17 protein-coding genes and 1 tRNA gene are annotated in these 23,315 nt (G+C 68.0%); 12 read left to right on the forward strand and 6 right to left on the reverse strand.

Features of this window, described 5'->3' with window-relative positions; genetic code table 11:
• Nucleotides 1–4: 4 nt before the first annotated feature.
• From BZF59_RS13695 to BZF59_RS13730, 8 genes are all read left to right on the forward strand, one after another.
• A complete protein-coding gene (locus BZF59_RS13695; protein WP_086608799.1) occupies nt 5–289 on the forward strand; it encodes a VirB3 family type IV secretion system protein in 285 nt (94 codons plus the stop codon).
• A complete protein-coding gene (locus BZF59_RS13700; RefSeq protein WP_086608800.1) occupies nt 279–2,717 on the forward strand; it encodes a VirB4 family type IV secretion/conjugal transfer ATPase in 2,439 nt (812 codons plus the stop codon). Before BZF59_RS13695 ends, BZF59_RS13700 begins: the two co-directional genes overlap by 11 nt.
• The gene (locus BZF59_RS13705; RefSeq protein ID WP_086608801.1) at nt 2,714–3,916 is read left to right on the forward strand and encodes a TrbL/VirB6 family protein; all 1,203 of its coding nucleotides are present in this window, start codon (nt 2,714–2,716) and stop codon (nt 3,914–3,916) included. Before BZF59_RS13700 ends, BZF59_RS13705 begins: the two co-directional genes overlap by 4 nt.
• Nucleotides 3,913–4,728, forward strand: a complete 816-nt coding sequence (locus tag BZF59_RS13710; protein WP_086608802.1) for a TrbG/VirB9 family P-type conjugative transfer protein — start codon at nt 3,913–3,915, stop codon at nt 4,726–4,728. Before BZF59_RS13705 ends, BZF59_RS13710 begins: the two co-directional genes overlap by 4 nt.
• Nucleotides 4,728–5,858: a TrbI/VirB10 family protein gene (locus BZF59_RS13715; RefSeq protein WP_245806163.1), complete on the forward strand. Its 1,131-nt coding sequence runs from the start codon at nt 4,728–4,730 to the stop codon at nt 5,856–5,858. Before BZF59_RS13710 ends, BZF59_RS13715 begins: the two co-directional genes overlap by 1 nt.
• 4 nt (nt 5,859–5,862) lie before the next feature.
• Nucleotides 5,863–6,873 carry a P-type DNA transfer ATPase VirB11 gene (virB11, locus tag BZF59_RS13720; protein WP_143738178.1) on the forward strand — a complete coding sequence of 337 codons (1,011 nt, stop codon included), beginning with the start codon at nt 5,863–5,865 and terminating at the stop codon, nt 6,871–6,873.
• A 210-nt stretch (nt 6,874–7,083) separates the two neighbouring features.
• Nucleotides 7,084–9,228 (forward strand): RNA degradosome polyphosphate kinase, encoded by a 2,145-nt coding sequence (locus BZF59_RS13725; RefSeq protein ID WP_245806191.1) that lies wholly within the window; start codon nt 7,084–7,086, stop codon nt 9,226–9,228.
• Nucleotides 9,225–10,772 (forward strand): Ppx/GppA family phosphatase, encoded by a 1,548-nt coding sequence (locus BZF59_RS13730; RefSeq protein ID WP_086608804.1) that lies wholly within the window; start codon nt 9,225–9,227, stop codon nt 10,770–10,772. The genes BZF59_RS13725 and BZF59_RS13730 overlap by 4 nt, the downstream gene beginning before the upstream one ends.
• Here BZF59_RS13730 and BZF59_RS13735 read toward each other — a convergent pair.
• Entirely contained in the window at nt 10,769–11,644 is an 876-nt protein-coding gene (locus BZF59_RS13735; protein WP_086608805.1) for a queuosine precursor transporter, read from the reverse strand. The genes BZF59_RS13730 and BZF59_RS13735 overlap by 4 nt on opposite strands.
• 61 nt (nt 11,645–11,705) lie before the next feature.
• On the opposite strand from BZF59_RS13735, the gene BZF59_RS13740 reads away from it, so the two are divergent.
• Nucleotides 11,706–11,782: transfer RNA gene (locus BZF59_RS13740), tRNA-Arg, on the forward strand.
• A gap of 48 nt (nt 11,783–11,830) precedes the next feature.
• Here BZF59_RS13740 and BZF59_RS13745 read toward each other — a convergent pair.
• Complete coding sequence (locus BZF59_RS13745; protein ID WP_245806164.1) at nt 11,831–13,027, reverse strand: Gfo/Idh/MocA family protein; 1,197 nt, start codon at nt 13,025–13,027, stop codon at nt 11,831–11,833.
• A gap of 22 nt (nt 13,028–13,049) precedes the next feature.
• Nucleotides 13,050–14,618 (reverse strand): aldehyde dehydrogenase (NADP(+)), encoded by a 1,569-nt coding sequence (locus tag BZF59_RS13750; RefSeq protein ID WP_086608807.1) that lies wholly within the window; start codon nt 14,616–14,618, stop codon nt 13,050–13,052.
• 121 nt (nt 14,619–14,739) lie between these two features.
• On the opposite strand from BZF59_RS13750, the gene BZF59_RS13755 reads away from it, so the two are divergent.
• The 3 genes from BZF59_RS13755 to BZF59_RS13765 are packed head-to-tail and all read left to right on the forward strand — an operon-like array spanning nt 14,740 to nt 19,158.
• The gene (locus BZF59_RS13755; RefSeq protein WP_425429584.1) at nt 14,740–16,143 is read left to right on the forward strand and encodes a sugar porter family MFS transporter; all 1,404 of its coding nucleotides are present in this window, start codon (nt 14,740–14,742) and stop codon (nt 16,141–16,143) included.
• Nucleotides 16,144–16,168: 25 nt separating this feature from the next.
• Nucleotides 16,169–17,692, forward strand: a complete 1,524-nt coding sequence (locus BZF59_RS13760) for a tryptophan halogenase family protein (protein WP_086608809.1) — start codon at nt 16,169–16,171, stop codon at nt 17,690–17,692.
• On the forward strand, nt 17,689–19,158 hold the full coding sequence (locus tag BZF59_RS13765; protein ID WP_086608810.1) for a tryptophan 7-halogenase: 1,470 nt from the start codon (nt 17,689–17,691) through the stop codon (nt 19,156–19,158). The genes BZF59_RS13760 and BZF59_RS13765 overlap by 4 nt, the downstream gene beginning before the upstream one ends.
• Here the strand turns inward: BZF59_RS13765 and BZF59_RS13770 are convergent.
• The 3 genes from BZF59_RS13770 to BZF59_RS13780 are packed head-to-tail and all read right to left on the reverse strand — an operon-like array spanning nt 19,136 to nt 23,249.
• Nucleotides 19,136–20,125: a cupin-like domain-containing protein gene (locus tag BZF59_RS13770; RefSeq protein WP_086609224.1), complete on the reverse strand. Its 990-nt coding sequence runs from the start codon at nt 20,123–20,125 to the stop codon at nt 19,136–19,138. The genes BZF59_RS13765 and BZF59_RS13770 overlap by 23 nt on opposite strands.
• Nucleotides 20,126–20,154: 29 nt before the next feature.
• Nucleotides 20,155–21,693 carry a tryptophan halogenase family protein gene (locus BZF59_RS13775; protein WP_086608811.1) on the reverse strand — a complete coding sequence of 513 codons (1,539 nt, stop codon included), beginning with the start codon at nt 21,691–21,693 and terminating at the stop codon, nt 20,155–20,157.
• Nucleotides 21,690–23,249, reverse strand: a complete 1,560-nt coding sequence (locus BZF59_RS13780; RefSeq protein ID WP_245806166.1) for a tryptophan halogenase family protein — start codon at nt 23,247–23,249, stop codon at nt 21,690–21,692. Before BZF59_RS13780 ends, BZF59_RS13775 begins: the two co-directional genes overlap by 4 nt.
• Between the last annotated feature and the right edge of the window lie 66 nt (nt 23,250–23,315).

Here is a 23,315-nt window from a genome sequence, read left to right on the forward strand (position 1 = left end):
GCGCGTGAGCGATCTCGTCCGCCACCCTGTCCACCGTGCGCTCACGAGGCCGCAGATGTTCGCGGGCGTGACGATGAATTTCTTCATCATCAACCTGATGGTGACGACGATCGCCTTCCTGATCCTCAAGAGCTGGTGGATCCTGCCGGTGCCGGTGGTGATGCACGTGATCGGCTACTTCGCGTCGCTGCGCGAGCCGCGCATTTTCGACCTGTGGATCACCAAGGTCTCCAAATGCCCGCGGGTGCCCAATTTCAAGCGCTGGGGGTGCAATTCCTATGCCCCGTAAATGGATCGGCGCCGCCGCGTGGAGCGCAAAGGAAGCCAAGGTCGGCGACCGGCTGCCCTATGCCCGGCTGATCGACGAGAACACCGTGCTGCTGCGCGACGGCAGCGTGATGAGCGCGATCCAGGTGCCCGGCCTGCTGTTCGAGACCGAGGACAGCGACGCCCTCAACGCCCACGCCGCCACGCGCGAGGTGATGCTGCGCTCGACGCTCGATGCGCGCTTCGTGATGTATCACCACGTCATCCGCCGCCGGGTGGAGGTGGAGCTCGACGCCGAATTCCCCGATGCCCTGTCGCGCCATATCGATGCGCGCTGGAAGCAGCGGCTGGCGGGCGGATCGCTGTTCATCAACGATCAGTTCGTGACCCTGATCCGCCGCCCCGCGCGCGGCAAGACCGGGCTGCCCGAGCGGATGAGCAAGCGGTTCAGCCGCGCCGGGGCCGACGAGCTCGAGGCCGATCCGCGCGATCTGCGCAGCCTCAAGGCAGCGATCACCGGGCTGGTCGCCAGCTTGCAGAATTACGGCGCGGCGGTGCTGGGCGATTATCAGGTGCCCGGCAGCAGCGGCACCAATTCGGAAATGCTCGAGCTGCTCTCGGCGCTCTACAACGGCGAGATGCGCCCGGTGCGTCGCCCGTCTGACGATACCGACATCGGCCATATGCTCCCCTATCGCCGCGCCAGCTTCGGGCTCGATGCGATGGAGCTGCGGGGCAGCGCCGCGCCGGACTTTGCGGCGATCCTTGGCCTCAAGGATTACCCCGAGGCGACCTCGCCCGGCCTGCTCGATAACCTCCTGCGCCTGCCGTTCGAGATGGTCGTGAGCGAAAGCTACGCCCCCAACGAGCGCACCACGGCCAAGGAGCGGATCGATCTTGCGCTGCGCCGCTCGCGCTCGGTGGACGAGGAAGCCGCCGCCGAACGCGCCGAGATGCTGTCGGCCCGCGATGCGCTGGGCAACGGCGCAGTGGGCTTCGGCGACCATCACCTCACCGTGCTGGTGCGCGAAACCACGCTCCCCCGGCTCGACGACGCGATGGCCGCCTGCGCCGCCGCGCTCGCCGACACCGGCGCGATCGCGGTGCGCGAGGACACCAATCTCGAACCCGCTTTCTGGGCGCAGTTCCCCGGCAACGAGGAATATATCGTCCGCCGTGCGCTGATCTCCTCGGCCAATATGGCGGGCTTCGGCAGCTTCCACGGCTTTGCGCTGGGGCAGGCGAGCGGCAATCACTGGGGCGATGCGGTGACGCTGCTGGAAACCACCAGCGCCACGCCGTTCTTCTTCAACTTCCACCACGGCGACCTCGGCAACTTCTCGGTCATCGGGCCGTCGGGTTCGGGCAAGACCGTGGTGATGAACTTCCTCGCCGCGCAGGCCCAGAAATTCAAACCGCGCACCATCCTGTTCGACAAGGATCGCGGGGCGGAGCTGTTCATTCGCGGCATCGGCGGGCGTTACAGCCGCATCGCACCGGGCGATCCGACCGGGTTCAACCCGCTCAGCCTGCCCGACAGCCCCGCCAATCGCGCCTTCCTGCGCGACTGGCTCAGTGTGCTGCTGAAGGCCGAGGGGCCCGAGGAGCTTGCGACGATCAGTGCGGCGGTCGATGCGACCTATGCCAACGATCCCTCGCTGCGGCGGCTGCGCCATTTCAAGGAGCTGCTCTCGGGCACCCGCCGCCCGCAGCCGGGTGATCTGGCGGACCGGCTGGCGGCGTGGATCGGCGCGCCCGGCGGGGACGGCGGCGAACACGCCTGGCTGTTCGACAATGAGCGTGACCGGCTCGACCTGTCGGAGCGCGTGCTCGGCTTCGACATGACCGCGCTGCTCGAAAACCCGCGCCTGCGCACGCCGACGATGATGTATCTCTTCCACCGCATCGATGAGCGGCTGGACGGGCAGCCGACCATGATCCTGATCGACGAGGGCTGGAAGGCGCTGGACGACGAGGTCTTCGCCGCGCGCATCCGCGACTGGCTCAAGACGTTGCGCAAAAGGAACGCGCTGGTCGGCTTCGCGACGCAATCCGCGCGCGATGCGCTCGACAGCCGCATCTCCACCGCGCTGGTCGAACAGACCGCGACGATGGTGTTCATGCCCAACTCGCGCGCTCGCCCCGAGGATTATTGCGACGGCTTCGGCCTGACGCCACATGAATTCGCGCTGATCCGCTCGCTGCCCGCGCACTCGCGCTGCTTCCTCGTGCGTCAGCCCGATGCAAGCGTGGTGGTGCGGCTCGACCTTTCGGGCGCGCCCGAGGTGCTGACGATCCTCTCGGGCCGCGAGAGCGTGGTTCGCAGGCTCGACCTGCTGCGCGAAGCGGTGGGCGATGAGCCTTCGGCCTGGTTCCCCTCGCTCACCGGTCGGGTGTGGCCCGATGGTTCGGCGAGCGAGGTCGACCCCATCTGGCAGGCCGCCGAATGACCGCCGCTTGCGATACCGCCGCCCAGTCGATGGGCACCGGCGTCGCCGCCGCGCTGTCGGCGGTCGACTGCATCGCCAGCGGTGTCAGTGAGCAGGCCTTCAACCGCCTGTTCGGCACCGAGGGGCAACTCGCTCTCGCGCTGACGGTTTTGCTGGGGCTTTATGTCGCGGGCTTCGGCATTTCGCTGATGCTGGGCCGCTCGAACTTGGGCGTGCGCGCATTGCTGCCCAAGATGATGACGCTGGGGCTGATCCTGACCTTCGCGACCAGTTTCGTCGCCTTCTCGACGATCTTCTACAACATCTTCATCGGCGGGCCCGACCAGATTGCGGGTATCCTCACCGGCACGCAGGGCGAAAGCGCCACGCGGGTCTTCGCGCAGAAGCTCGACGTGGTGTTCCTCGCGATCCAGCAGGCGAGTGGGGACACCAAGGATATCAGCGCTTTCTCGCCGCCCGGTATGATGTGGATCGGCGCGATGCTGCTGTTGCTGGGCACGGTCGGGCTGCTGGTCACCGCGCGGATCGCGCTGGCGCTGCTGCTGGCGCTGGGGCCGATCTTCGTGGTGCTGGCGCTGTTCGAGGGCACGCGCGGGCTGTTCACCGGTTGGCTCAAGGGGCTGACCATGATGGCGCTGGCGCCGCTCTTCGCGGTGCTCGGCGGCACGATCATGCTCGAGATGGCAGTGCCTGTGCTCGCCGCGCTGGTGGCGGTGCCGGGACAGATCGATCAGCAGGCGGCGATGGCGTTTTTCCTGATCGGCGCGGTGCACATGGCGCTGATGCTGCTTTCGCTCAAGGTCGCGGCGACGATGGTGTCGGGCTGGCAGGTGTTCGGTCTGGTGCCCTCCAAGGAGCGCAGCCGCAGCGACGATGGCCCGCGCCCCGTGCCCGTGCCGCAGCCGGGCGCTGCCACCATGCCGCGCAGCACTGCGGTGCTCACCCCCGGTGCCGCCGCCGCGCCGCGCCGGGCCGAGATCGCCGCGCTCCAGCCCGTGGTGGTCGCCAACGACACCGGGCCGGGCGGTTCCACTGCACGCGAGACGCGGGTGCTCGCGACCAGCGGCGGCGGCGGACCGGTCGAAGCGCCGGGTGCCGGGGCGTCGCGTACCCGAGGGATTGGCAACCGCTTCCGCACCGCATCTTCCGCCAAGCCTGTTCCTGTCCCCAAATCCCCCCCTCCGGAGACCTACCAATGACCCGCGCCGTGCTGCTCGCCGCGCTCGCTCTCGGCCTTGCCGCGCCTCTCGCGGCGCAGGACAGCCGGTTGCAAACGCTTGTCTTTGACGAGAACGCCGTGGTGCGGATCGAGGGCAAGGTGAAGGTGCAGACCACCATCAAGTTCGCCCCCGACGAGGTGATCGAGAATGTCGCGATCGGCGATTCCGCCGCGTGGCAGGTGCAGCCCAACAAGGCGCAGTCGATCCTGTTCGTGAAGCCGCTCGACCCGGTAGCGCGCACCAACATGACCGTGGTGACCGACAAGCGCACCTACCTGTTCGATCTGGTCGCCAGTCCGAAGAACTCCGCCGTCTACGTGATGCAGTTTCGCTATCCCGAACTGGAACGGGCGGCTGAGGAAGCGCGCCTTGCCGCCATCATCGAAGCCGAGGCCGAAGCTGCCCGCGCCGCCGCCGCGCCCGCAGAGCAGCGGCTCGCCGATGCCGATCCCTATGCCACCAGCGACCCCGCGCAGCTCAATTTCGAATGGGCCAGCGCCGGACGCTCCGCCCTGCTGCCCAAACGCGTGTTCGACAATGGCGAGGGCGTGTTCCTGACCTGGGCCGAAGGCGCGGAGATCCCCGCGATCCTGATCACCAACGAGAAGGGTGACGAGGGCCCGGTCAACTTCACCGTGCGCGGCGATACCGTGGTGGTGGACGGCGTTCCGGCGCAGCTGATCCTGCGCAACGGACGCGACACCGCCACCCTCACCAACATCGGCCCCGCGCGCGTGTCATCGCGGCAGGCGGGCCTCGATCGAACCAAGCCTGCAAGGGAGAGCAACTGATGCGCACCGCGATGCGTCTGCCGCCGAAGAAGGGCGAAGCCGCCGAGAGCGGCGATCCGCGTGAGCGCGAGAGCGCCGAGATCATCGATCTCGCCAGCCGCGCGGCCTTTCCCGCCGTCACCGACCGCAAGGCGAAGGGTGACGGGCTGGGCCTTGCCGCCGGCGTAGCGGTCGTCGGCCTGCTAGGCGCGGTGACCTTCTGGGCGATGAATTCCGCGCGCACGCCTGAACCGCAGGGGATCGGCAATCCCGCGGTGGCCCCGCCTTCTGCCGCAGCGCCCGCGCCTGTGACGGTGCAGCCGGTCGCCGATCCCGCCGCGCAGCCCGGCGTGGTGCCCGCCAATCCCGCGCCCTCGCCGGTCTATGCCGCCAACCCTGCCGGGATGCCGGCGCAGATGATGAACCCCTACGCCACCCCGCAGTTGGTGTTCGATGCCAGTCAGGGGCGGAGCCTACGCGTGGCCGAGGGTGCCGCTCCGGTGCCTGTGCCCGGTGCGCCCGGTGAAGTGGCAGGCACGGGCAGCGCGGCGGCTTTTGCCAGCCGTGTCGGAGGCGTGGGCGGCGCGCCTGCACAGGCGCGGCCGATGACCAGCCCCTCGACCACGGTGACGCAGGGGACGCTGATCCCTGCCGTGCTCGAAACCGCAATCAACACCGATGTGCCCGGCTTCGTGCGTGCGGTGGTGAGCCAAGACGTGAAAAGCTTCGATGGCAAGCGCGTGCTGATCCCGCGCTCCTCGCGTCTGATCGGTCAGTATCAGGCCGGGGTCGAGCAGGGCCAGCGCCGCGCCTATGTGATCTGGACGCGGCTGATCCGGCCCGATGGCGTGTCGGTCGACTTGGCCTCGCCTGCTGTGGGCTTCGACGGCACAACGGGGCTTGCGGGTGACGTGAATACCCACTTCCTCCAGCGCTTCGGCTCGGGCCTGCTGCTTTCGGTCGTCGGCGGCCTCGGCGCGATTGCGACCGGCGGTGTGGGCGGCGTGATCGTGGCGGGCGGCGCGCAGGGTGCGGCCAATTCGGCGGTGCAGTCGCAGGGCCAGATCCCGCCGACGATCCGCGTGCCGATGGGCGAGCCGATCAAGATCTTCGTGGCCCGCGATCTCGATTTCAGCAAGGCCGGCGGCTGATCCGATGAGCGCGGATATCCACCGGCTGGGGGGCGACGAGGGCGCGGCGTTGCCGCTGACGGCGGAGCGCAGTGTCTATCTCGACGCCTATCTCGCGCCCTTCCGCCGCTGGCTGGAGCGCGACACGGTGACCGAGATCATGGTCAACCGCCCGGGCGAGGTCTGGATCGAGGATGCCGCCAGCCCCGGCATGCAGCGGATCGACACGCCCGAGATCGACGACCGCTTGGTGCAGCGTCTGGCCGAACAGGTGGCGCGCGTCTCGCACCAAGGGATCAACCGCGAGCATCCCCTGCTCGGCGCGACCCTGCCCGATGGCGCGCGGGTGCAGTTCTGCGGGCCGCCCGCCGCGCGCAAGCACTGGGTGATGGCGATCCGCCGCCACCGCCGCTTGGACCTGCCGCTCGACGCCTATGACACCGGCCCGCTGGCGGGCGAGGCCGTGCCCGACCTGCCCGATCCCAAGGCCTCGCCCATCACCTTCTTGCGCGCCGCGATCCGCGCGCGGCGCACGATCCTGATCTCGGGCGGGACGAGCACCGGCAAGACCACCTTCCTCAACGCCATGCTCGGCGAAATTCCGCCGCAGGAGCGCGTGGTGCTGGTCGAGGATACGCCGGAACTGAAGTTCCCCGGCGCCAATGCCGTGGGGCTGGTCGCGGTGAAGGGCGAGCTGGGGGAGGCGAAGGTCACCGCCAACGAATTGCTGCAAGCCGCGCTGCGCCTGCGCCCCGACCGCATCGTGCTGGGCGAATTGCGCGGCGCGGAGAGCGTCAGCTTCCTGCGCGCGATCAACACCGGCCACCCCGGCAGCTTCTCGACGATCCACGCCAATTCGCTGCGCGGCGCGCTCGAGCAGCTCTCGCTGATGGTGATGCAGACCGGGATCGGGCTGACCCGGCAGGACACCATCGCCTATGCCGCAGGCGTGATCGACGTGATCGTGCAGCTGGGCCGCGATGCCAATGGCAAGCGCGGGATCACCGCAATCGCGGACAGCAAGACGCTTTTCTGATTTGGTGTCGTGCTGGTGTGCGACGCAGACCGCCCGCCCCGCCGCTTGACATTGGTGTGACAAGCACCGCTTGGTGATTTACACCTTCGCGCCAAGCGAACACAGGCGGGACCACGCGCGCCCGCTTGGCGGGCATGGCAGAACAGGAAAGCGATGAGCACGTCACCCAAGGGCAGCATGGACGCATCAGCCATTGCAGGGCCGGTGCCGATGGCCGAACTCGGGCCTGACGAATCCCCCTATTTCAACCGCGAATTGAGCTGGTTGCAATTCAACCAGCGCGTGCTGGCCGAGGCGGACAATCCCGCCTATCCGCTGCTTGAACGGCTGCGGTTCCTGTCGATTTCGGGCAGCAATCTCGACGAATTCATGATGATCCGCGTCGCCGGGCTGGTCGGGCAGGTGCAGCGGCGGCTGGCGACGCCCTCGATCGACGGGCGCAGCCCCACGCAGCAGCTTGCCGCGATCCGCGAAAAGCTGACCGAACTCAGCGGCATCCAGCAGACAATCTGGCGCAAGGTGCGTGACGGGCTGGCGGGCGCGGACATCCACATCGCCGATGAACAGCGCGTCAGCGCGGCGGCGCACAAGTGGCTGAAGGGCTATTTCCTCAACGAGATTCTGCCGATCATCACGCCCCAGGCGCTCGATCCGGCGCACCCCTTTCCCTTCGTCCAGAACCGCGGGCTGGGGTTGCTTTTCACCCTGACCCGCGATGCCACGCGCGAACAGTTGATCGAGATGGTGCTGATCCCCAGCGCCCTGCCGCGCTTCGTGCGCGTGCCTGACGAGGTGACGGGCGGCAGCGGGGCGCTCTACATTTCGATCGCCAGCCTGATCCAGCGCTATGCCGCCGCGCTGTTTCCCGGCTTCGCGATCGAGGGCGACGGCTTGTTCCGGGTGCTGCGCGACAGCGATATCGAGATCGAGGAAGAGGCTGAAGACCTCGTCCGCACCTTCCGCAGCGCGATTCAGCGCCGTCGCCGGGGTCAGGTGATCCAGCTCGAGCTGGAGGAGGATTTCGATCCCGCCGCCGAGGCGCTGCTTCTGGAACAGCTCGGCATCAACGAGGCCGCCGTCATCAAGACCGATGGCATGATCGGGATCGACGGCCTCGCAGAAATCGTCGGCGAGGATCGCCCCGATCTCAAGTTCGATGCCTATTCCCCGCGCTTTCCCGAACGTATCCGCGAGCATGACGGCGATGCCTTCTCGGCGATCCGCGAGAAGGACATCATCATTCACCACCCCTATGAAAGTTTCGAGGTGGTGGTCGACTTCATCCGGCAAGCCGCGCTCGACCCGGACGTGGTCGCGATCAAGCAGACGCTCTACCGCGCGGGCTCGCAGTCGGCGGTGGTGGGCGCGCTGATCGAGGCGGCCGAGGCGGGCAAATCGGTGACCGCCGTCGTCGAGCTCAAGGCTCGCTTCGATGAGGAACAGAACCTCAAATGGGCGAGCAAGCTCGAACGTGCCGGGGTGCAGGTGATCTACGGCTTCACCGACTGGAAGACCCACGCCAAGGTGGCGATGGTGGTGCGGCGCGAGGGCGATGGCTTTCGTAGCTACTGCCACTTCGGCACCGGAAATTATCACCCCGTCACCGCGCGGGTGTACACCGATCTCAGCTTCTTCACCGCCGATCCCAAGCTGGCGCGCGATGCGGCCAAGATGTTCAACTTCATCACCGGCTATGTCGAACCGCACGAGCTGGAGCGCATCCACATCGCGCCGATCGACCTGCGGCAGGAAATCTACAACCGCGTCGACGCCGAGATCGCCCATGCCCGCAAGGGCAAGCCGGCGGCGATCTGGATGAAGTGCAACCAGCTGACCGACGAAGGCGTGATTGACCGCCTCTATGCCGCGAGCAATGCCGGGGTGCGGGTGGAACTGGTGGTGCGGGGCATCTGCTGCCTGCGTCCGGGCATGGCGGGGATGAGCGAAAACATCCGCGTCAAATCCATCATCGGGCGCTTTCTCGAACACAGCCGCATCTACGCCTTCGGTAACGGCCACGGCTTGCCGAGCGCGCAGGCGGCGGTGTTCATCGCCTCTGCCGACATGATGAGCCGCAACCTCGACCGCCGGATCGAGACGCTGATCCCCATCCTCAACCGCACGGTGCACGATCAGGTGTTGCAGCAGGTGCTGCTCGCCAACATGCTCGACACCGAACAGAGCTGGTGGCTGCATTCCGACGGCAGCTATTCGCGGGTCGAGACCGAGGAGGGCGCGCGGCCTTTCAACTGTCACCGCTATTTCATGACCAACCCCTCGCTCTCCGGGCGCGGCGGGGCGCTGGAGGCAGGCGCCGTGCCCAAGCTCAGCTTGCGCCGGGGAGCGTCGGCATGATCTGGCGCAGGCGGCGCGAAGGGCGCGATGGCGGGCTGGGCGGCGCTGCGGGCGAACGCGCGATTATCGACATCGGGTCGAACACGGTGCGGCTCGTCATCTATGGCGGCACGATGCGCGCGCCCACGGTGCTGCTCAACGAGAAGGTGACCGCCCGGCTCGGGCGCGAGATTGCCGCCACCGGCAGGCTCGCGGATGAGGCGATGGCGCTCGCATTGCGGGGGCTGAAGCGGTTTGCACTGCTGCTCGCCGACCTTGGCGTGACCGATATCGACACCGTGGCGACAGCGGCGGTGCGCGATGCCGCCAATGGCGGCGAATTCGTCGACCAGCTGCGCGCGCTGGGATTGAAGCCGCGCGTGATATCGGGCGAGGAGGAAGCGCTGCTCAGCGCGCATGGCGTGATCGGTGCCTTCCCCGACGCGCGCGGGATCGTGGCCGATCTGGGCGGCGGCAGTCTCGAACTCGTCAAGGTGGCCGCGGGTGTCACCGAAAGCGCCACCAGCCTGCCGCTCGGCACGCTGCGGCTGCCCGACTATCGCCCCGCGGGTCGCAAGGGCGACGCCGCGCGGGCGGACATGATGAAATCGCTCGACAAGGCGATCCGCAAGGGCGGGTGGGACCTGTCCGGCAATCCGCCTGAGGCCAACGGCACGCTCTATCTGGTGGGCGGCACCTGGCGCGCGATGGCGGTCTTCGCGATGGCCGTTCAGCGCTATCCGCTGAGCGATCCGCACGGTTTCGAAGTCGACGCGGCGACCGCCCGCCAGCTGGTCGCGGCGTTGGCGGCGACCGATGCGGACACGATCAAGTCGCGCGACCGCATCTCCTCAATGCGCGCCGAAAAGCTCCCCGATGCGGCGGTGCTGCTTCAGGCGCTGCTGGTGCGGCTTGCGCCCGAAAAGGTGGTGTTCTCGTCATGGGGCCTGCGCGAAGGGCTGCTCTATGATCGCCTGCCCGGGCACACCCGGACGCAGGATCCGCTGCTCGCCGGGGTGGCGGTGTTCGCCACGCATCGCGGGTCGGAAGCGACGCTGGCGACCCGGATGGCGGCCTGGACGCTCGATGCGGCGCCAGCGCGCGAACATGGCAGCGAGCGGCTGCGGCTGGCCGCGACCATGCTGGCGCTCGCGGCGATGCAGATCGAGCCCAACATCCGCCTGCCGCAGGCGATCAACTGGGCGCTGCACAAGCGCTGGGTGGGGATCGACGGCAAGGGCCGCGCGATGCTCGCTGCGGCGATCGCGGCCAATGGCAACCAGCTGGGCCTGCCCGCCGAAGTGCGCGCGCTCACCAGTGCCGAGGCGCTGGAGGAAGCCGTGCGCTGGGGCCTCGCCCTGCGGCTGGCGCGCAGGTTGGGTGCGCAATCGCCCCGCTCGCTGGAGGTTAGCCGGCTGATGGTGGAGGATGACACGCTGGTGCTGCGCCTTGCCGAAAGCCACGCTGCGCTGTTCGGCCAGCCGACCGAAAAGGACATGAAGCTGCTCAGCCAGCGGCTGGGGCTGGGCTGGCGGTTGGACGTGGTGCCGGAAAGCGCGCTCTAGGCGGCTTTCGGGTCGCCTTTCGCAAAGGGCGAGAAATCGGTGTCGAGATCGAACAGGTCGACGCCTTCTGCCGCCTTCAGTTTGTTCACCACCGCATAGGTGACAGGGGTCAGCACCGCTTCCCACACCACCTTCAGCGCCCAGTTGGTGACCATCACGGTCAGCACCGCCTCGGTCGTCCAGATGCCGTAGAAGGCGACGGGGTAGAAGATCAGGCTGTCGACACCCTGCCCGACGAAGGTCGATCCGATGGTGCGCGTCCACAGGGCGCGGCCCTTGGTCCAGACCTTCATTTTGGCCATGACGAAGGAATTGACGAACTCGCCCGCCCAGAAGGCGGTGATCGATGCGACGACGATGCGCCAGGTGCTGCCGAACACGCTCTCGTAAGTCATCTGGCAGATCGCGCCGCCGGGGATCGTGGGATCGCCGGTCGAGGTGAGCGGACGCTCTCCGCCAAAGCCGCTCGCGGCACATTCCCACCCGCCAAACGGGGGCAGGGCGGTGACGATATAGGACATGAAGGCGAGGAAGATCATCGCTCCCGTCCCCACCCAGATCACCCGGCGCGCCTTGGCAAAGCCGTAGATTTCGGTGAGCACGTCGCCGATCACATAGCCAAGCGGGAAGAACAGGATCCCCGCGCCATAGATGAACACGCCGTCGGGCGCGGGCCACCAGCCCTGCGGCCAGAAGGGCACGTCGACAAAGGTCAGCTTGGCCGCACCGATGATGTTCGACAGCAGCAGGATCGCGACGAAGGCCGCCATCACCAGATCATAGTAGCGGAACGTCACCGGCGCGTGGCTGGTGGCGACGATCCCGTCGGTCGGATCGCGATCGAAAGCGGCGGCGGGATCGGTGTTTTCCATCGCCGGGACGGTTAGCGCGATTTGCGTGGCCCGCAAAGCGCGCTAATGACGCACCCGGCGCGCGCCCGTAGCTCATCTGGATAGAGCGCGAGACTTCTAATCTTGAGGCAGCAGGTTCGAGTCCTGCCGGGCGCGCCAAGCCACTCCATCCCCGCAGGGGTGGGGTGGATTGGCGGGCGCGCCGGTTCATCCCCGCATCGTCCCGTCCGGCTTCAGCACCACGCTGCGCCCGCTCGCGGCTGAGGCATAGATCGCTTCCATCAGGCGCACGTCGCGCAGGCCCATTTCGCCGGGGGTGAGGATCGGCGTGCCCTCGCGGATCGCGGCGGCGAGGTGATCGAGCATCGCGGCAAACTGCACCTCGGGATCGCCCGGCTCCATCGCGCGGCGCTCGCGCCCGGTCTCCAGCACCAGCGTGTTGCCGCCATAGCCGGTCGCCGGATGCATCCTGAGCGCGCCCGTGGTCCCGCGTGCCTCGACCATGTTGATCCCGGCCGAATCGTAGGAGGTGACAATCTGCGCTACCGTGCCGGAGGGGAAGTGCATCTGCACCGCCACATGGGCGAACACTTCGGCAAAGCGCGGGTCGCCTTCGGGCCGGAAGGCCGAAGCGCTCAGCTGTTCGGGCATTTCGCCCGACAGGTAGAGCGCGGCCTGAAGCCCATAAATGCCGTAATCCTCAAGCGGGCCGCCGCCGGTCTGGGCTCGGGCGATACGCCAATTGGTCGCAGGCGTCGCCGGGCCGAGGCGATAGGAATGCTCGGTGCGGATCAGCCGCAAATCGCCCAGCGCCTTGGTCGCCGTCAGCTCCATCGCGGCGCGATTGTAGGGCTCGAAATGGCAGCGATAGCCGATCATCAGCTTGCGATCCGCACGCTCGCTGGCGGCGATCATCCGTTCGCATTCGGATGCCGAGAGCGCCATCGGCTTTTCGCACATCACGTGCTTGCCGGCGGCAAAGGCGCGTTCGGCCCAATCGGCATGGAGCCCGGTGGGAAGGATGATGTAGACCGCCTCGACCGCAGAATTGGCGGCAATGGCGGCGAAATTGTCGTAGGAATAGCGCGCTTCGGGGGGCACGCCGTAGGCATCTCCCACACGCGCCAGTTTCTCGGGATTGCCCGAGACCAGCGCGGCGATGTGGCAGCGCCCCGACTGGACGAAGCGCGGCATGATCTGCTTCAAGGCATAATCGCCGAGGCCGATGATCGCGAAGCCCACGCTGCCGGGGTGCGGCGCGGGGGGAGGGGAGGCGGGGAGCGTAACGCCATCGGGCATCGGCTGACCTTCCGCGATGGGCCGCGCGCCCTGCGCCAGCGCGCCGCTTGCCGCCACGGCTGCTGCGGTCGCCGCGCCCGCTTCGATCGCCTGTCGGCGCGTCATGCCTTTCCTTCCCATCCGGCCCTCACCCCTGTGTCTCGAAGCGCCCATCCACCCGCCGCAGTACCGTGCTCGGCCCGTCGAGCAAGGCCTTGGGGAGCAGGGCGGCTGGCAAGTCCTGATAGCTGACCGGGCGCAGGAAGCGATCGATCGCGAGCGTGCCGACCGAGGTGCTGCGACCGTCCGAAGTCGCGGGGAAGGGGCCGCCGTGAACCATCGCGTGAGTCACTTCCACGCCCGTCGGCCAGGCATTGGCGATGATCCGTCCGGCGAGCCCTTCGAGGATCGGCATCAGATCGCGCGCGGCGGGGTAATCGCCGGGGGCCATGTGAAGGGTGGTGGTCAGCTGACCCTCCATCCCGGCGAGGATCGCGGCGACTTCATCCATGTCGGCGCAGGTGACGATGATTGAGGAGGGCCCGAACACTTCGTGCCCCAAGGCCGGATTAGCGCGGAAATCGGTGCCGCTGACGGTGAAGACCTGCGCGCGCCCGCAGGTGCCCGATCCTTCCGCGCCGGTGCCGACCAGTGTCGCACCATGCCCGGCGATGGCGGCGATGCCCTTGGCATAGGCGCTCTGGATGCCGGGCGTCAGCATGGTCTGCGCGGGGATGGCGGCCAGCGCCTCGGCGACGGTGGCGATGAAGCGGGTGGTCGCCGCGCTCTCGATCGCCAGCACGATCCCCGGATTGGTGCAGAACTGCCCCGCACCCAGCGAGAGGGACCCGACATAGGCGTTGCCGAGCGCCTCGGCGGCTTCTTCCATCCGGGCGGGCATCAGCACCACCGGGTTGACGCTGCTCATCTCGGCATAGACCGGGATCGGCACGGGCCGTGCGGCGGCGTGGCCCATCAGCGCGAGGCCCCCGGCGCGCGATCCGGTGAAGCCGACCGCAGCGATGCGCGGGTCTTTCACCAGCGCTTCGCCCAGCGCATTTTCGGTGCCGTTCACGAGGCTGAAAACGCCCTCGGGCAGCCCGGCCTCGTGTATCGCCGCAAGGATCGCGCCTGCCACCAGCTCCGACGTGCCGGGGTGCGCCGGGTGGCCCTTCACCACCACGCAGCACCCCGCGGCGAGCGCGGACGCGGTGTCTCCGCCCGCGACCGAGAAGGCGAGCGGAAAGTTCGACGCGCCGAACACCGCGACCGGGCCGACGGGAATTTTGCGCATCCTCAGGTCAGGCTTGGGCAGCGGCGCGCGATCCGGTTGCGCGTGGTCAATGCGCAGGCCCTGCCAGCCGCCGTTCTCGACCTCCTCGGCAAACAGACGAAGCTGTCCCACGGTACGCCCGCGCTCGCCATTGAGGCGCGCTTCGGGAAGGCCGCTTTCCAGCATGGCGCGCTGCGTGAGGGTATCGCCCAGCGCGTCGATCTTCGCCGCCATGGACCGCAGGAAGGCCGCGCGCTGTGACAGGGGGAGGGCAGCGTAGAGCGGTTGCGCCGCCGCCGCCGCAGCGCAGGCGTCGGCCACGTCTTGCGCCGAGCCTTGCGCAAAGGCAGGCTCCAGCGCCGCACCGCTCGCCGCTTCCACTGCCGTGAACTGCGCCGCGCCATTGCGCCATTCGCCTGCAATCAGGTTCTTGCCCGTCAACATCGTCACTCTCCTGAACTTTCGAATCTCGTCTGTGAAAACGCGGCTTGCCATGGCGCGATTTTCAGTCAAAGGTAGCGCTACCATAAATGGCGAGGGTTGCAACAACGCAACCGGGAGAGGGATCTTGGAAACAACGCGTGGCGGCACCAACATGGTGCTGATTTCGGCGATCGTGGCTGTGGCAACGATCGGGGGGCTGCTGTTCGGTTATGACAGCGGGGCGGTCAACGGGACGCAGGCGGGCCTCAAGGAGGCTTTCGCGCTCGACGACAAGGGGCTGGGCTTCACCGTCGGTTCGCTGCTGATCGGCTGCGCGGCGGGCGCGTTTCTGGCCGGGCGACTGGCCGACGCGCTGGGCCGCAAGCGGGTGATGGTTGTCGCCGCGCTGCTGTTCCTGATCGGCGCGATCGTGCAGGGCGAGACTGACAGCCACACGCTGTTCGTGATCGCGCGCTTCGCGGGCGGCATGGCGGTGGGGGCGGCCTCGGTCCTTTCGCCGCTCTATATCTCCGAAGTGGCGCCGGCCAAGATCCGCGGGCGGCTGACGACGGTGCAGCAGGTGATGATCATCACCGGGCTGACCGCGGCGTTCCTCGTCAACTATTTCCTCGCGCAGGCGGCGGGCGATTCGCTGGGTGAGGTGGGCGGCATGCCCGCCTGGCGGTGGATGTATCTCGCCCAGGCCGTGCCTGCGGCGGTCTTCCTCGTCGCGCTGCTCTTCATCCCGGAAAGCCCGCGCTACCTCATCAACCGTGGCCGGGAGGAAGAAGCGCGCACCGTGCTGACCCGCCTGTTCGGTACCGACGAGGCAGAGCGCAAGGTGGTCGAAATCCGCGACTCCTTCGCCGACGACCACCGCCCGCGCCTGTCCGATGTCCTCGCGCCGGGCACGATCTTCCGCCCGATCGTGTGGGCCGGCATCCTGCTTGCGACCTTCCAGCAGTTCGTCGGCATCAACGTGATCTTCTACTACGGCGAGACGCTGTGGCGGCTCGCGGGCGTGTCCGAGGAAGTCGCGCTGGAGCGCAACATCATCTCCGGCCTCGCCTCGATTGCCGCGGTGTTCGCGGCGCTGCTGCTGATCGACAAGATCGGACGCAAGCCGTTGCTGCTGATCGGTTCGGCGGGAATGGCGGCGACGCTGGGGGCGATGACCTGGGCCTTCTCGGGCGCGGGCACCGATGCAGCGGGCAACCTGATGCTGAGCGAGAGTGCCGGCTGGGTCGCGCTGGTCGCAGCCAATCTCTACGTGATCTTCTTCAACTTCAGCTGGGGCCCGGTGATGTGGGTGATGCTGGGCGAGATGTTCCCCAACCAGATGCGCGGGTCCGCCCTCGCGGTCGCGGGGCTGGCGCAGTGGGGCGCAAACTATGCCGTGGTGCAAAGCTTCCCCAGCATGGCAAGCGGGCTGGGCCTTGCGCCGACCTACCTGTTCTACACGGTCAGTGCCGCGATCAGCTTCTTCCTCGTCCAGCGCTTCATCGTCGAAACCAAGGGCAAGGAGCTGGAGGAGATGGTCGGCTGAGGCGAGCGGTGATAGCGTGGGCGGCATGACTGCACCCGAATCCTCCCCCGTCCGTGTCGTCGTGCTTGGCGGCGGCACGGCGGGGTGGATGACCGCCGCGGGGATCGCCCGGCTGCTCCCCGGTCTCGCCAGTGTCCAGCTGGTCGAGAGCGAGGAGATCGGCATCGTCGGGGTGGGCGAGGCGACGCTGCCGCACATCCGCGGCTTTGTCGAACGGCTCGGAATCGACGAGGCAGCCTTCATGAAGGCGACCCACGCGACCTACAAGCTGGGGATCGACTTCCGCGACTTCGGGCGGATCGGGGAAAGCTACATTCACCCCTTCGGCTCCTTCGGCGAGGAAGTGCAGGGGGTGGGCTTCCACCACTGGTGGCTGGAGCTTGCCCGGCACGGCAAGGCGCGCGAGATCGGCGACTATTCGCTGGCGGTGGCGGCCGCCAAGGCCAACCGCTTCCGCCCGCCCTCGCAGGATGACAGCCTCGGTTCGACCTATGGCTATGCCTACCAGTTCGACGCCACCTTGTTCGGCCCCTTCATGCGCGAGTTCGCACGCGGGATCGGGGTGGAGCGGCACGAGGGCCGCGTCGTCACGGTCGAGCGTGACGGAGCCAGCGGCGATGTCACCGCGCTGATCCTCGCCGACGGGCGGCGGATCGAAGGCGATCTATTCGTCGATTGCTCGGGCTTCCGCTCGATCCTGCTTGGGCAGGAATTGGGCGTGGCGTGGGAGGACTGGACCCACTGGCTCCCGTGCGACCGTGCGGCGGCCATGCCCTGCACCCATGCGACCGAAGACCTGCGCCCCTACACCACCGCCACCGCCATGCCCGCCGGGTGGCGCTGGCAGATCCCGCTCCAGCACCGGATGGGTAACGGCTACGTCTTCTCCAGCGCGCATATCTCCGAGGAGCAGGCCTGCGAGGCGATCATCGCTGCCGCCGAGGGCACGCCGTTGGCCGATCCTCGCATCCTCAAGTTCCGCCCCGGCCGCCGCGCGCAATCGTGGAGCCACAATGTCATCGGCGTCGGGCTGGCGAGCGGCTTCCTCGAACCGCTGGAATCCACCTCGATCTATCTCGCGCAGATGGCGATCACCTATCTGATCGAGCTGTTCCCCACCACCGGCGCGGTCGACCCGCGCGACCGCGACGAGTTCAACCGGCTGGTCGACATGGAATATGACCGCGTGCGTGATTTCCTGATCCTGCACTATCACGCCACCACCCGCGACGATTCCGAGTTCTGGAACCATGTGCGCACGATGCAGGTGCCCGATAGCCTTGCCGGCAAGCTCGAACTGTGGCGGCGCGCGGGCCGAGTCGAGAAATATTCCGACGGGCTGTTCTACGATGCCAGCTGGATCGCGGTCTATGTCGGACAGGGGATGCTGCCCGAAGCCCACGATCCGCGCGCAGCGATGATTGCGCCCGATGCGCTCGCCCGCGCCACCGAACGGCTGCGGATGGCGGTGACCGGCGAGGTTGCGGCCATGCCCGGCCACCGCGACTATCTGATGCGCGAGGCCGCCCGGCTCGCCGAGGCGGCGTGAGTAACCCGCGCGAGCCGCTGCGCCGCGTCGTCGTGGTCGGCGGCGGCCAGCTTGGCGTGCTCGCCGCCATCGCGCTGCGCCGCGCGCTTCCGGGTTGCGAGGTGCTGGTGATCGGCACGCCGCCGAGCCCGGCTGCCTTCGCCGATACCGCCGCCACCGCGATGCCCTTCACCAACAAGCTGCACGATCGGCTGGGGCTGGCCGAGGCCGATATCGTCACCCGCGCCGGGGGCTCCTATCGACTGATCACGCGGTTTTCCGGATGGGGCGGGCAGGGGCAGGCGGGTGCGGTGGCCTATGGCGAGACGCTCGACCCCGCGCTCAAGACCGCCTTCGCGCGCGATTGGGGCGCGGTGCGCCTGCCGGGTGCGGGGGCGCCGCCAGTGGGCAGTCTTGCGCAGGTGCTTGCCGAGGCCGGCCGCTTCGCGCCCCCGCCACCGGGCGAGCCAACGCCGCTGTCGGCTGTCGACTATGCCCTGCGCTGGAATCCGGCAGCCTATCGCGGGCTGCTGATCGACAGTGCCGAGGCGCTCGGGGTCGGCTATGTCGAAGGCATGATCGACCGGATCGAGCCGGGCGAGGGCGAGGACATTGCCGCGGTCGGGCTGGCGGGCGGAGGGATGATCCCCGCCGATCTGTTTCTCGACTGCTCCGGCCCCGAGGCCAGTCTGATCGCCGCGCACCCGGCCTTTGCCTTTACCGACTGGTCGGCGAGCCTGCCCACCCGCCGCATCTATTGCAGCCAGCCCGGCGCGCCGATGGCGGCGCTGGAGGACCGGATCACGCTGACCGGCCTCGGCTGGGTCAGCGAGATCGCGGGGCGGGACGGGTTGCAGATCATGCTCGGCACCCCGGCCCATGTCCCGCGCGAGGATGCGCTGGCGCTGCTGCGTCTCCCTGCGCGCACGGTGATCGCGCTGACGCCGGGGCGCGCCGAGCGCCCGTGGATCGGCAATATCATCGCTCTGGGCGATGCCGCTGCGCGGTTCGAGCCGCTGGGGCCGCTGCACCTCGACCTCGCCCACCGCCAGCTCGCGCTGCTGCTCGAGATGCTGCCGGGCCGCGACATTTCGCCGCTCGAGCGGAAGGAATATAACCGCCGCTCGGGACTGATGATGGAAGGGGTGCGCGAGGTGCTGGCGCTGCACTTTGCCGGAATCGAAGCCCAGCGCGTGTTCGGCGCGCCGCCTCTGCCGGGCCGGGTGGCGGCAGTGATCGACCAGTTCCTGCGGCGCGGCCGCATCCCCTTTCGCGAGGAATTGCCCTTGCTGGGGCAGGAGCAGTTCGCGCTGCTGGTGGCGCTCGGCTGGACACCTGGAATGCCGCCCGCCGCGCAGGCCGCCGATGCTGCGGGCGAAGGCGCGGCGCGCGCCGCGTTCGAGGCCGAAGCCCGCGCCGCACTCGCCTTCGCGCCGCCCTACGATCAATGGTTGTCGCGCGTCGCTAGCCGAGCACCTTCCGGATAAAATCGCGCATCGCCGCGAGGTTCTCGCGCGAAGGCGGGCCGAGGACGCCCTTTGCCTGCGCCGGCAGATGCGCGCCCGGATCGCCTTCGGCGCCGAAGACATAGTAATCGAGCAGCCCCCGCCACACGGCGCGCTGATCGTCGGGCATATGGCGGAAGGCGAACATCGCGTGCATCAGCGCATCATAGGGGCTGCCGATCCCCTCGGGGCAGTCGGGTGTCCACCAGTAATTGACGAGGATACTGACGGACTCGAGCGATTCCACCCCGTGCCACCAGCCATAGGGAATGTAGATCGCATCGCCCGGCTCCAGCGTCCCGGTGCTGGCATGCTGCGCTGCCTCGGCAAAGCGCGGATATTTTTCCAGATCGGGCGCGTGCGGATCGACCATGCTGACCGGCACGCCCGCCGGGGTCACTTCGAAAGGGCCGGGATAGAGCGCGGCGATCTGGTCGGGCGGATAGAGCGTGAAGCGCCGCCGGCCGGCGACGCAGCAGGCCACATTGGCCTTGGCGTCCCAATGTGTGCCGACGCGGATGCGGTTGCCGATCCAGATGCGCGCTCGAACATCGGGCAGTGCCGCCAGCCGGTTCTCGCGCGCGAAGGCGGGGAGCAGGTCGTCGATCATTTCCGACTGCACCGCCATCGCGGGGGGATCGGGCATGGCCGCCGCACGCAGCAGATCGGCAAGGAAGGTCTCCAGCCGCCCGTTCCCCCGCACGAAATTCAGCTTCGTGGCGTCGGGCGTATAGAAGAACCGCCCCTGCTCGGATGGCGCAGCGGCGATCGCTCCGACGGGGCGCGTGGTCGGCTCGCGGCCGAGATAGGCGATTATCGTTTCATCGCCTTGCCGCGCCGCCGCAACCGCGGGCCAATCGGCGACAAGGCCGCGTAGCACAACCGGTTGCCCTTCCGCCCGAAGCGATGCGAGCCCCGCCTCCGTGAGCGGGCCTGCGATCTCCTTCATCGGAGCGGGCGGTGGGAGCGCGGCGGCGGTCACGCGGTCAGGTGCTCGGCCGCGGCAATTGCTCCGCCGTTCTGGCGCAGGAACTCCGCCTGCGTCGGCAATTGTTGGGCCGTCTGGGCGATCACCCCGCGGATATGCGCCAGCCGCTGGCGGGTTTCAGCCTCGTCGAGCATCCACGCCGCCGGGTGATACCCTTGAGGCGTCACGCCTTGCGACAGCATCACCGACAGCCAGCTGTCTTCGGTGAACAGCTCGTTGTTCTCGCGGATGATCCGGCCCGAGGAGCGGAACATGTCCAGCTTTTCGGCAAGCCCCTCGGGCGCTTCAAGATGGCGGCAATAGCGCCAGAATTCCGAATCGTCGCGCTCGCTCGCGCGGTAGTGGAGCACCAGAAAATCGCGGATGTTGATATATTCGCGCTCCGTTTCGGCGTTGAAGCGGTCGCGTTCCACCGCGCCAAAGCCCGTGTCGGGGAACAGCGCGAGCAGCCGCGCGATGCCGGATTGCACGAGGTGGATCGAGGTCGATTCGAGCGGTTCGAGAAAGCCCGCCGCCAGCCCCAGCGCCACCACGTTCTTGTCCCACGCCCGCGCCCGGTGCCCGGCCTTGAACGCCAGATGATTGGGATCGGCCAGCGGCGCGCCGTCGAGATTGGCGAGCAGCAGATCGGTCGCCGCCTGCCGGTCGATATGGGCGGAGGAAAAGACGTGGCCATTGCCGATCCGGTGCTGGAGCGGGATGCGCCATTGCCAGCCTGCGGTTCGCGCGGTCGAGCGGGTGAGCGGCTCGTTCGCCCCGCCCAGCGTGCAGGGGATGGCGACCGCGCTGTCGCAGGGCAGCCACTTGCTCCAGTCGGTGAAAGGCACGCCCAAGGTCTGCCCGAGCAGCAGCGAGCGGAAGCCCGAACAGTCGATGAACAATTCGCCCGCCACTTCGCGTCCGTCTTCCAGCGTTACGCCGGTGACAAAGCCGCTTTCACCGTCCTGCGCGACAGAGACGACCCGCCCCTCGACCCGCACCGCGCCCGCGCTTTCCGCATAACCGCGCAGGAAGCGGGCATAGCGGCCCGCATCGAACTGGAAGGCGTAGCTGAGCTTCGACAGCGGCGATTTGGGCTGGTCGGGCCGCGGCCAGGCGAAACGCCCCGCCTTGCCCGCGACCGCCGCGATCGAATAATCGTCGATCCGCGAGCTATCGCCCACCTCTTGCCCGCGCAGCCAGAAATGCTGGAATTCGATCCCCAGCATGTCGATCCCGAAGCTGCCGAAAGGGTGGACATAAGAGTGCCCGGGCCGCAGCCAGTCGACGAATTCGATGCCGAGTTTGTAGGTCGCGCGGGTCTCGCGCATGAAGGTCATCTCGTCGAGGCCGAGCAGGCGGTTGAAGCCGATGATCTGCGGGATGGTCGCCTCGCCCACGCCGACCGTGCCGATCGCCTCGCTCTCGATCAGGGTCACAGAAAGGCCGGGCATCTGGCCGAGCACGCGCACCATCGCGGCCGCCGTCATCCACCCGGCGGTGCCGCCGCCGACGATGACGATCTTGGTGACGGGCGGAGCTGCGCTCATGCGACCGCCGCCTCAGCGGCCAAATGCCAGCTGCCCGACTGGCGCAGGAAATCGCCATGCCCGGGCAGGCGCGCGGCAACATCGGCATAGGCCGCGCGCATCTGGGCCATCGCGGCGGCGACCTTGTCGGGATCGAGCGTGTCGGCGATGGGATCATGCGCCTCGGGCCAGATGTTCTGCCCCAGCATCACCGCGACCCAGCTCGGCAGGCTGAACAGCTCGGCATTCTCGCGGAACACGCGGCCGCGGTGCTGCCACAGCGCGATCTTGCGTGCGAGACTGTCGGGCACCTCCATGTGCTTGACGTAACGCCAGAACTCGGAGTCCTCGCGCTGCGTCGCCTTGTAGTGGAGGATCACGAAATCGCGCACGTCCTGATACAGCTCGTGCATCCCGCGATTATACTCGTCGCGCTCCAGCGGGCTGATCGGCAGGTCGGGGAACAGCGCGAACAGGCGCTGGATGCCGTTCTGGATGAGGTGGATCGAGGTCGATTCGAGCGGCTCGATAAAGCCTGAGGACAGGCCGAGCGCGACGACATTGTGGTTCCACGCCTTGCGCCGCATGCCGGTGAGGAATTTCAGCCCGCGCGGTTCGGCCAGCGGCTCGGTTTCGAGGTTCGCGAGCAGGATACGCCGCGCCTCGTCCTCGTCCATGAAAGCGCTCGAATAGACGTGCCCGTTGCCGGTGCGGTGCTGCAACGGGATGCGCCATTGCCACCCGGCGCTGTGCGCGGTGGCGCGGGTGAAGGGATCGGGCGGGCCGGGCGAGCGCGAGGGGACGGCGAGCGCGCGATCCATTGGCAGCCATCGGCTCCAGTCCTCGTATCCGGTTTCCAGCGCTTCCTCGATCAGCAACCCGCGAAAGCCCGAACAGTCGATGAAGAGATCGCCCGCAACGGTCGCGCCGCTTGCCAGCGTGACGCTGGCGACATCGCCCGTCTCGCCGTCGCGGGTGACGTTGGTGATCGTGCCTTCGATCCGCACCGCGCCCTGCCGTTCGGCGAGGCGGCGCAGATAGGCGGCATAGAGCCCCGCGTCGAAATGATAGGCATAGGCGATCTCGCGCACCACCGACTGCGCGCCTGCTGCGGGGCGGGCGAAGCGGCCCGCGGCGGCGGCTGCGGTGCTCATCGAATAGGCGCCGATCGGGCCTGCCCCCGCAGTGCCCGAGCGCGCCTGTTCGCGCAGCCACAGCTGGTGGAAGGCGATGCCGTGCAGGTCCTGGCCATAGGTGCCGAAGGGGTGGAAATAGCGGTCGCCCTGCTGGCCCCAGTTGACGAATTCGATCCCCAGCTTGCAGGTGCCGCGGGTTTCGCGCAGGAATTCGGCCTCGGGAATGTCGAGCATGGCGTTGAAGCTGCGGATCGGCGGAATGGTCGCCTCGCCCACGCCGACCGTGCCGATCGCGTCGGATTCGATCAGCGTGACCGTCCGGCGGCCATCGTCGAAGAACCGCGACAAAGCGGCCGCCGCCATCCATCCGGCGGTGCCACCGCCGACGATCACGACCCGCGCAAGGCGGCTTACGTTACCGATACCATGGCCCCTCATCATCCTCTCCCGATCCTACCGCGTTCGGCCATTGTTGGCAAATTGCCACACTGTCCCTGCAAAAATGCG

It is taken from the genome of Erythrobacter donghaensis (genome assembly GCF_002155425.1).
Classification (GTDB): domain Bacteria; phylum Pseudomonadota; class Alphaproteobacteria; order Sphingomonadales; family Sphingomonadaceae; genus Erythrobacter; species Erythrobacter donghaensis.

Excerpts from the sequence above, each read along its gene's own strand:
- BZF59_RS13735 (WP_086608805.1), bottom strand. The coding sequence starts at position 11,644 with ATGGAAAACACCGATCCCGCCGCCGCTTTCGATCGCGATCCGACCGAC.
- BZF59_RS13730 (WP_086608804.1), top strand. The coding sequence starts at position 9,225 with ATGATCTGGCGCAGGCGGCGCGAAGGGCGCGATGGCGGGCTGGGCGGC.
- BZF59_RS13745 (WP_245806164.1), bottom strand. The coding sequence starts at position 13,027 with ATGACGCGCCGACAGGCGATCGAAGCGGGCGCGGCGACCGCAGCAGCC.
- BZF59_RS13780 (WP_245806166.1), bottom strand. The coding sequence starts at position 23,249 with ATGATGAGGGGCCATGGTATCGGTAACGTAAGCCGCCTTGCGCGGGTC.
- BZF59_RS13700 (WP_086608800.1), top strand. The coding sequence starts at position 279 with ATGCCCCGTAAATGGATCGGCGCCGCCGCGTGGAGCGCAAAGGAAGCC.
- BZF59_RS13725 (WP_245806191.1), top strand. The coding sequence starts at position 7,084 with ATGGCCGAACTCGGGCCTGACGAATCCCCCTATTTCAACCGCGAATTG.
- BZF59_RS13760 (WP_086608809.1), top strand. The coding sequence starts at position 16,169 with ATGACTGCACCCGAATCCTCCCCCGTCCGTGTCGTCGTGCTTGGCGGC.
- virB11 (WP_143738178.1), top strand. The coding sequence starts at position 5,863 with ATGAGCGCGGATATCCACCGGCTGGGGGGCGACGAGGGCGCGGCGTTG.
- BZF59_RS13750 (WP_086608807.1), bottom strand. The coding sequence starts at position 14,618 with ATGTTGACGGGCAAGAACCTGATTGCAGGCGAATGGCGCAATGGCGCG.
- BZF59_RS13710 (WP_086608802.1), top strand. The coding sequence starts at position 3,913 with ATGACCCGCGCCGTGCTGCTCGCCGCGCTCGCTCTCGGCCTTGCCGCG.
- BZF59_RS13705 (WP_086608801.1), top strand. The coding sequence starts at position 2,714 with ATGACCGCCGCTTGCGATACCGCCGCCCAGTCGATGGGCACCGGCGTC.
- BZF59_RS13770 (WP_086609224.1), bottom strand. The coding sequence starts at position 20,125 with ATGAAGGAGATCGCAGGCCCGCTCACGGAGGCGGGGCTCGCATCGCTT.
- BZF59_RS13775 (WP_086608811.1), bottom strand. The coding sequence starts at position 21,693 with ATGAGCGCAGCTCCGCCCGTCACCAAGATCGTCATCGTCGGCGGCGGC.
- BZF59_RS13715 (WP_245806163.1), top strand. The coding sequence starts at position 4,728 with ATGCGCACCGCGATGCGTCTGCCGCCGAAGAAGGGCGAAGCCGCCGAG.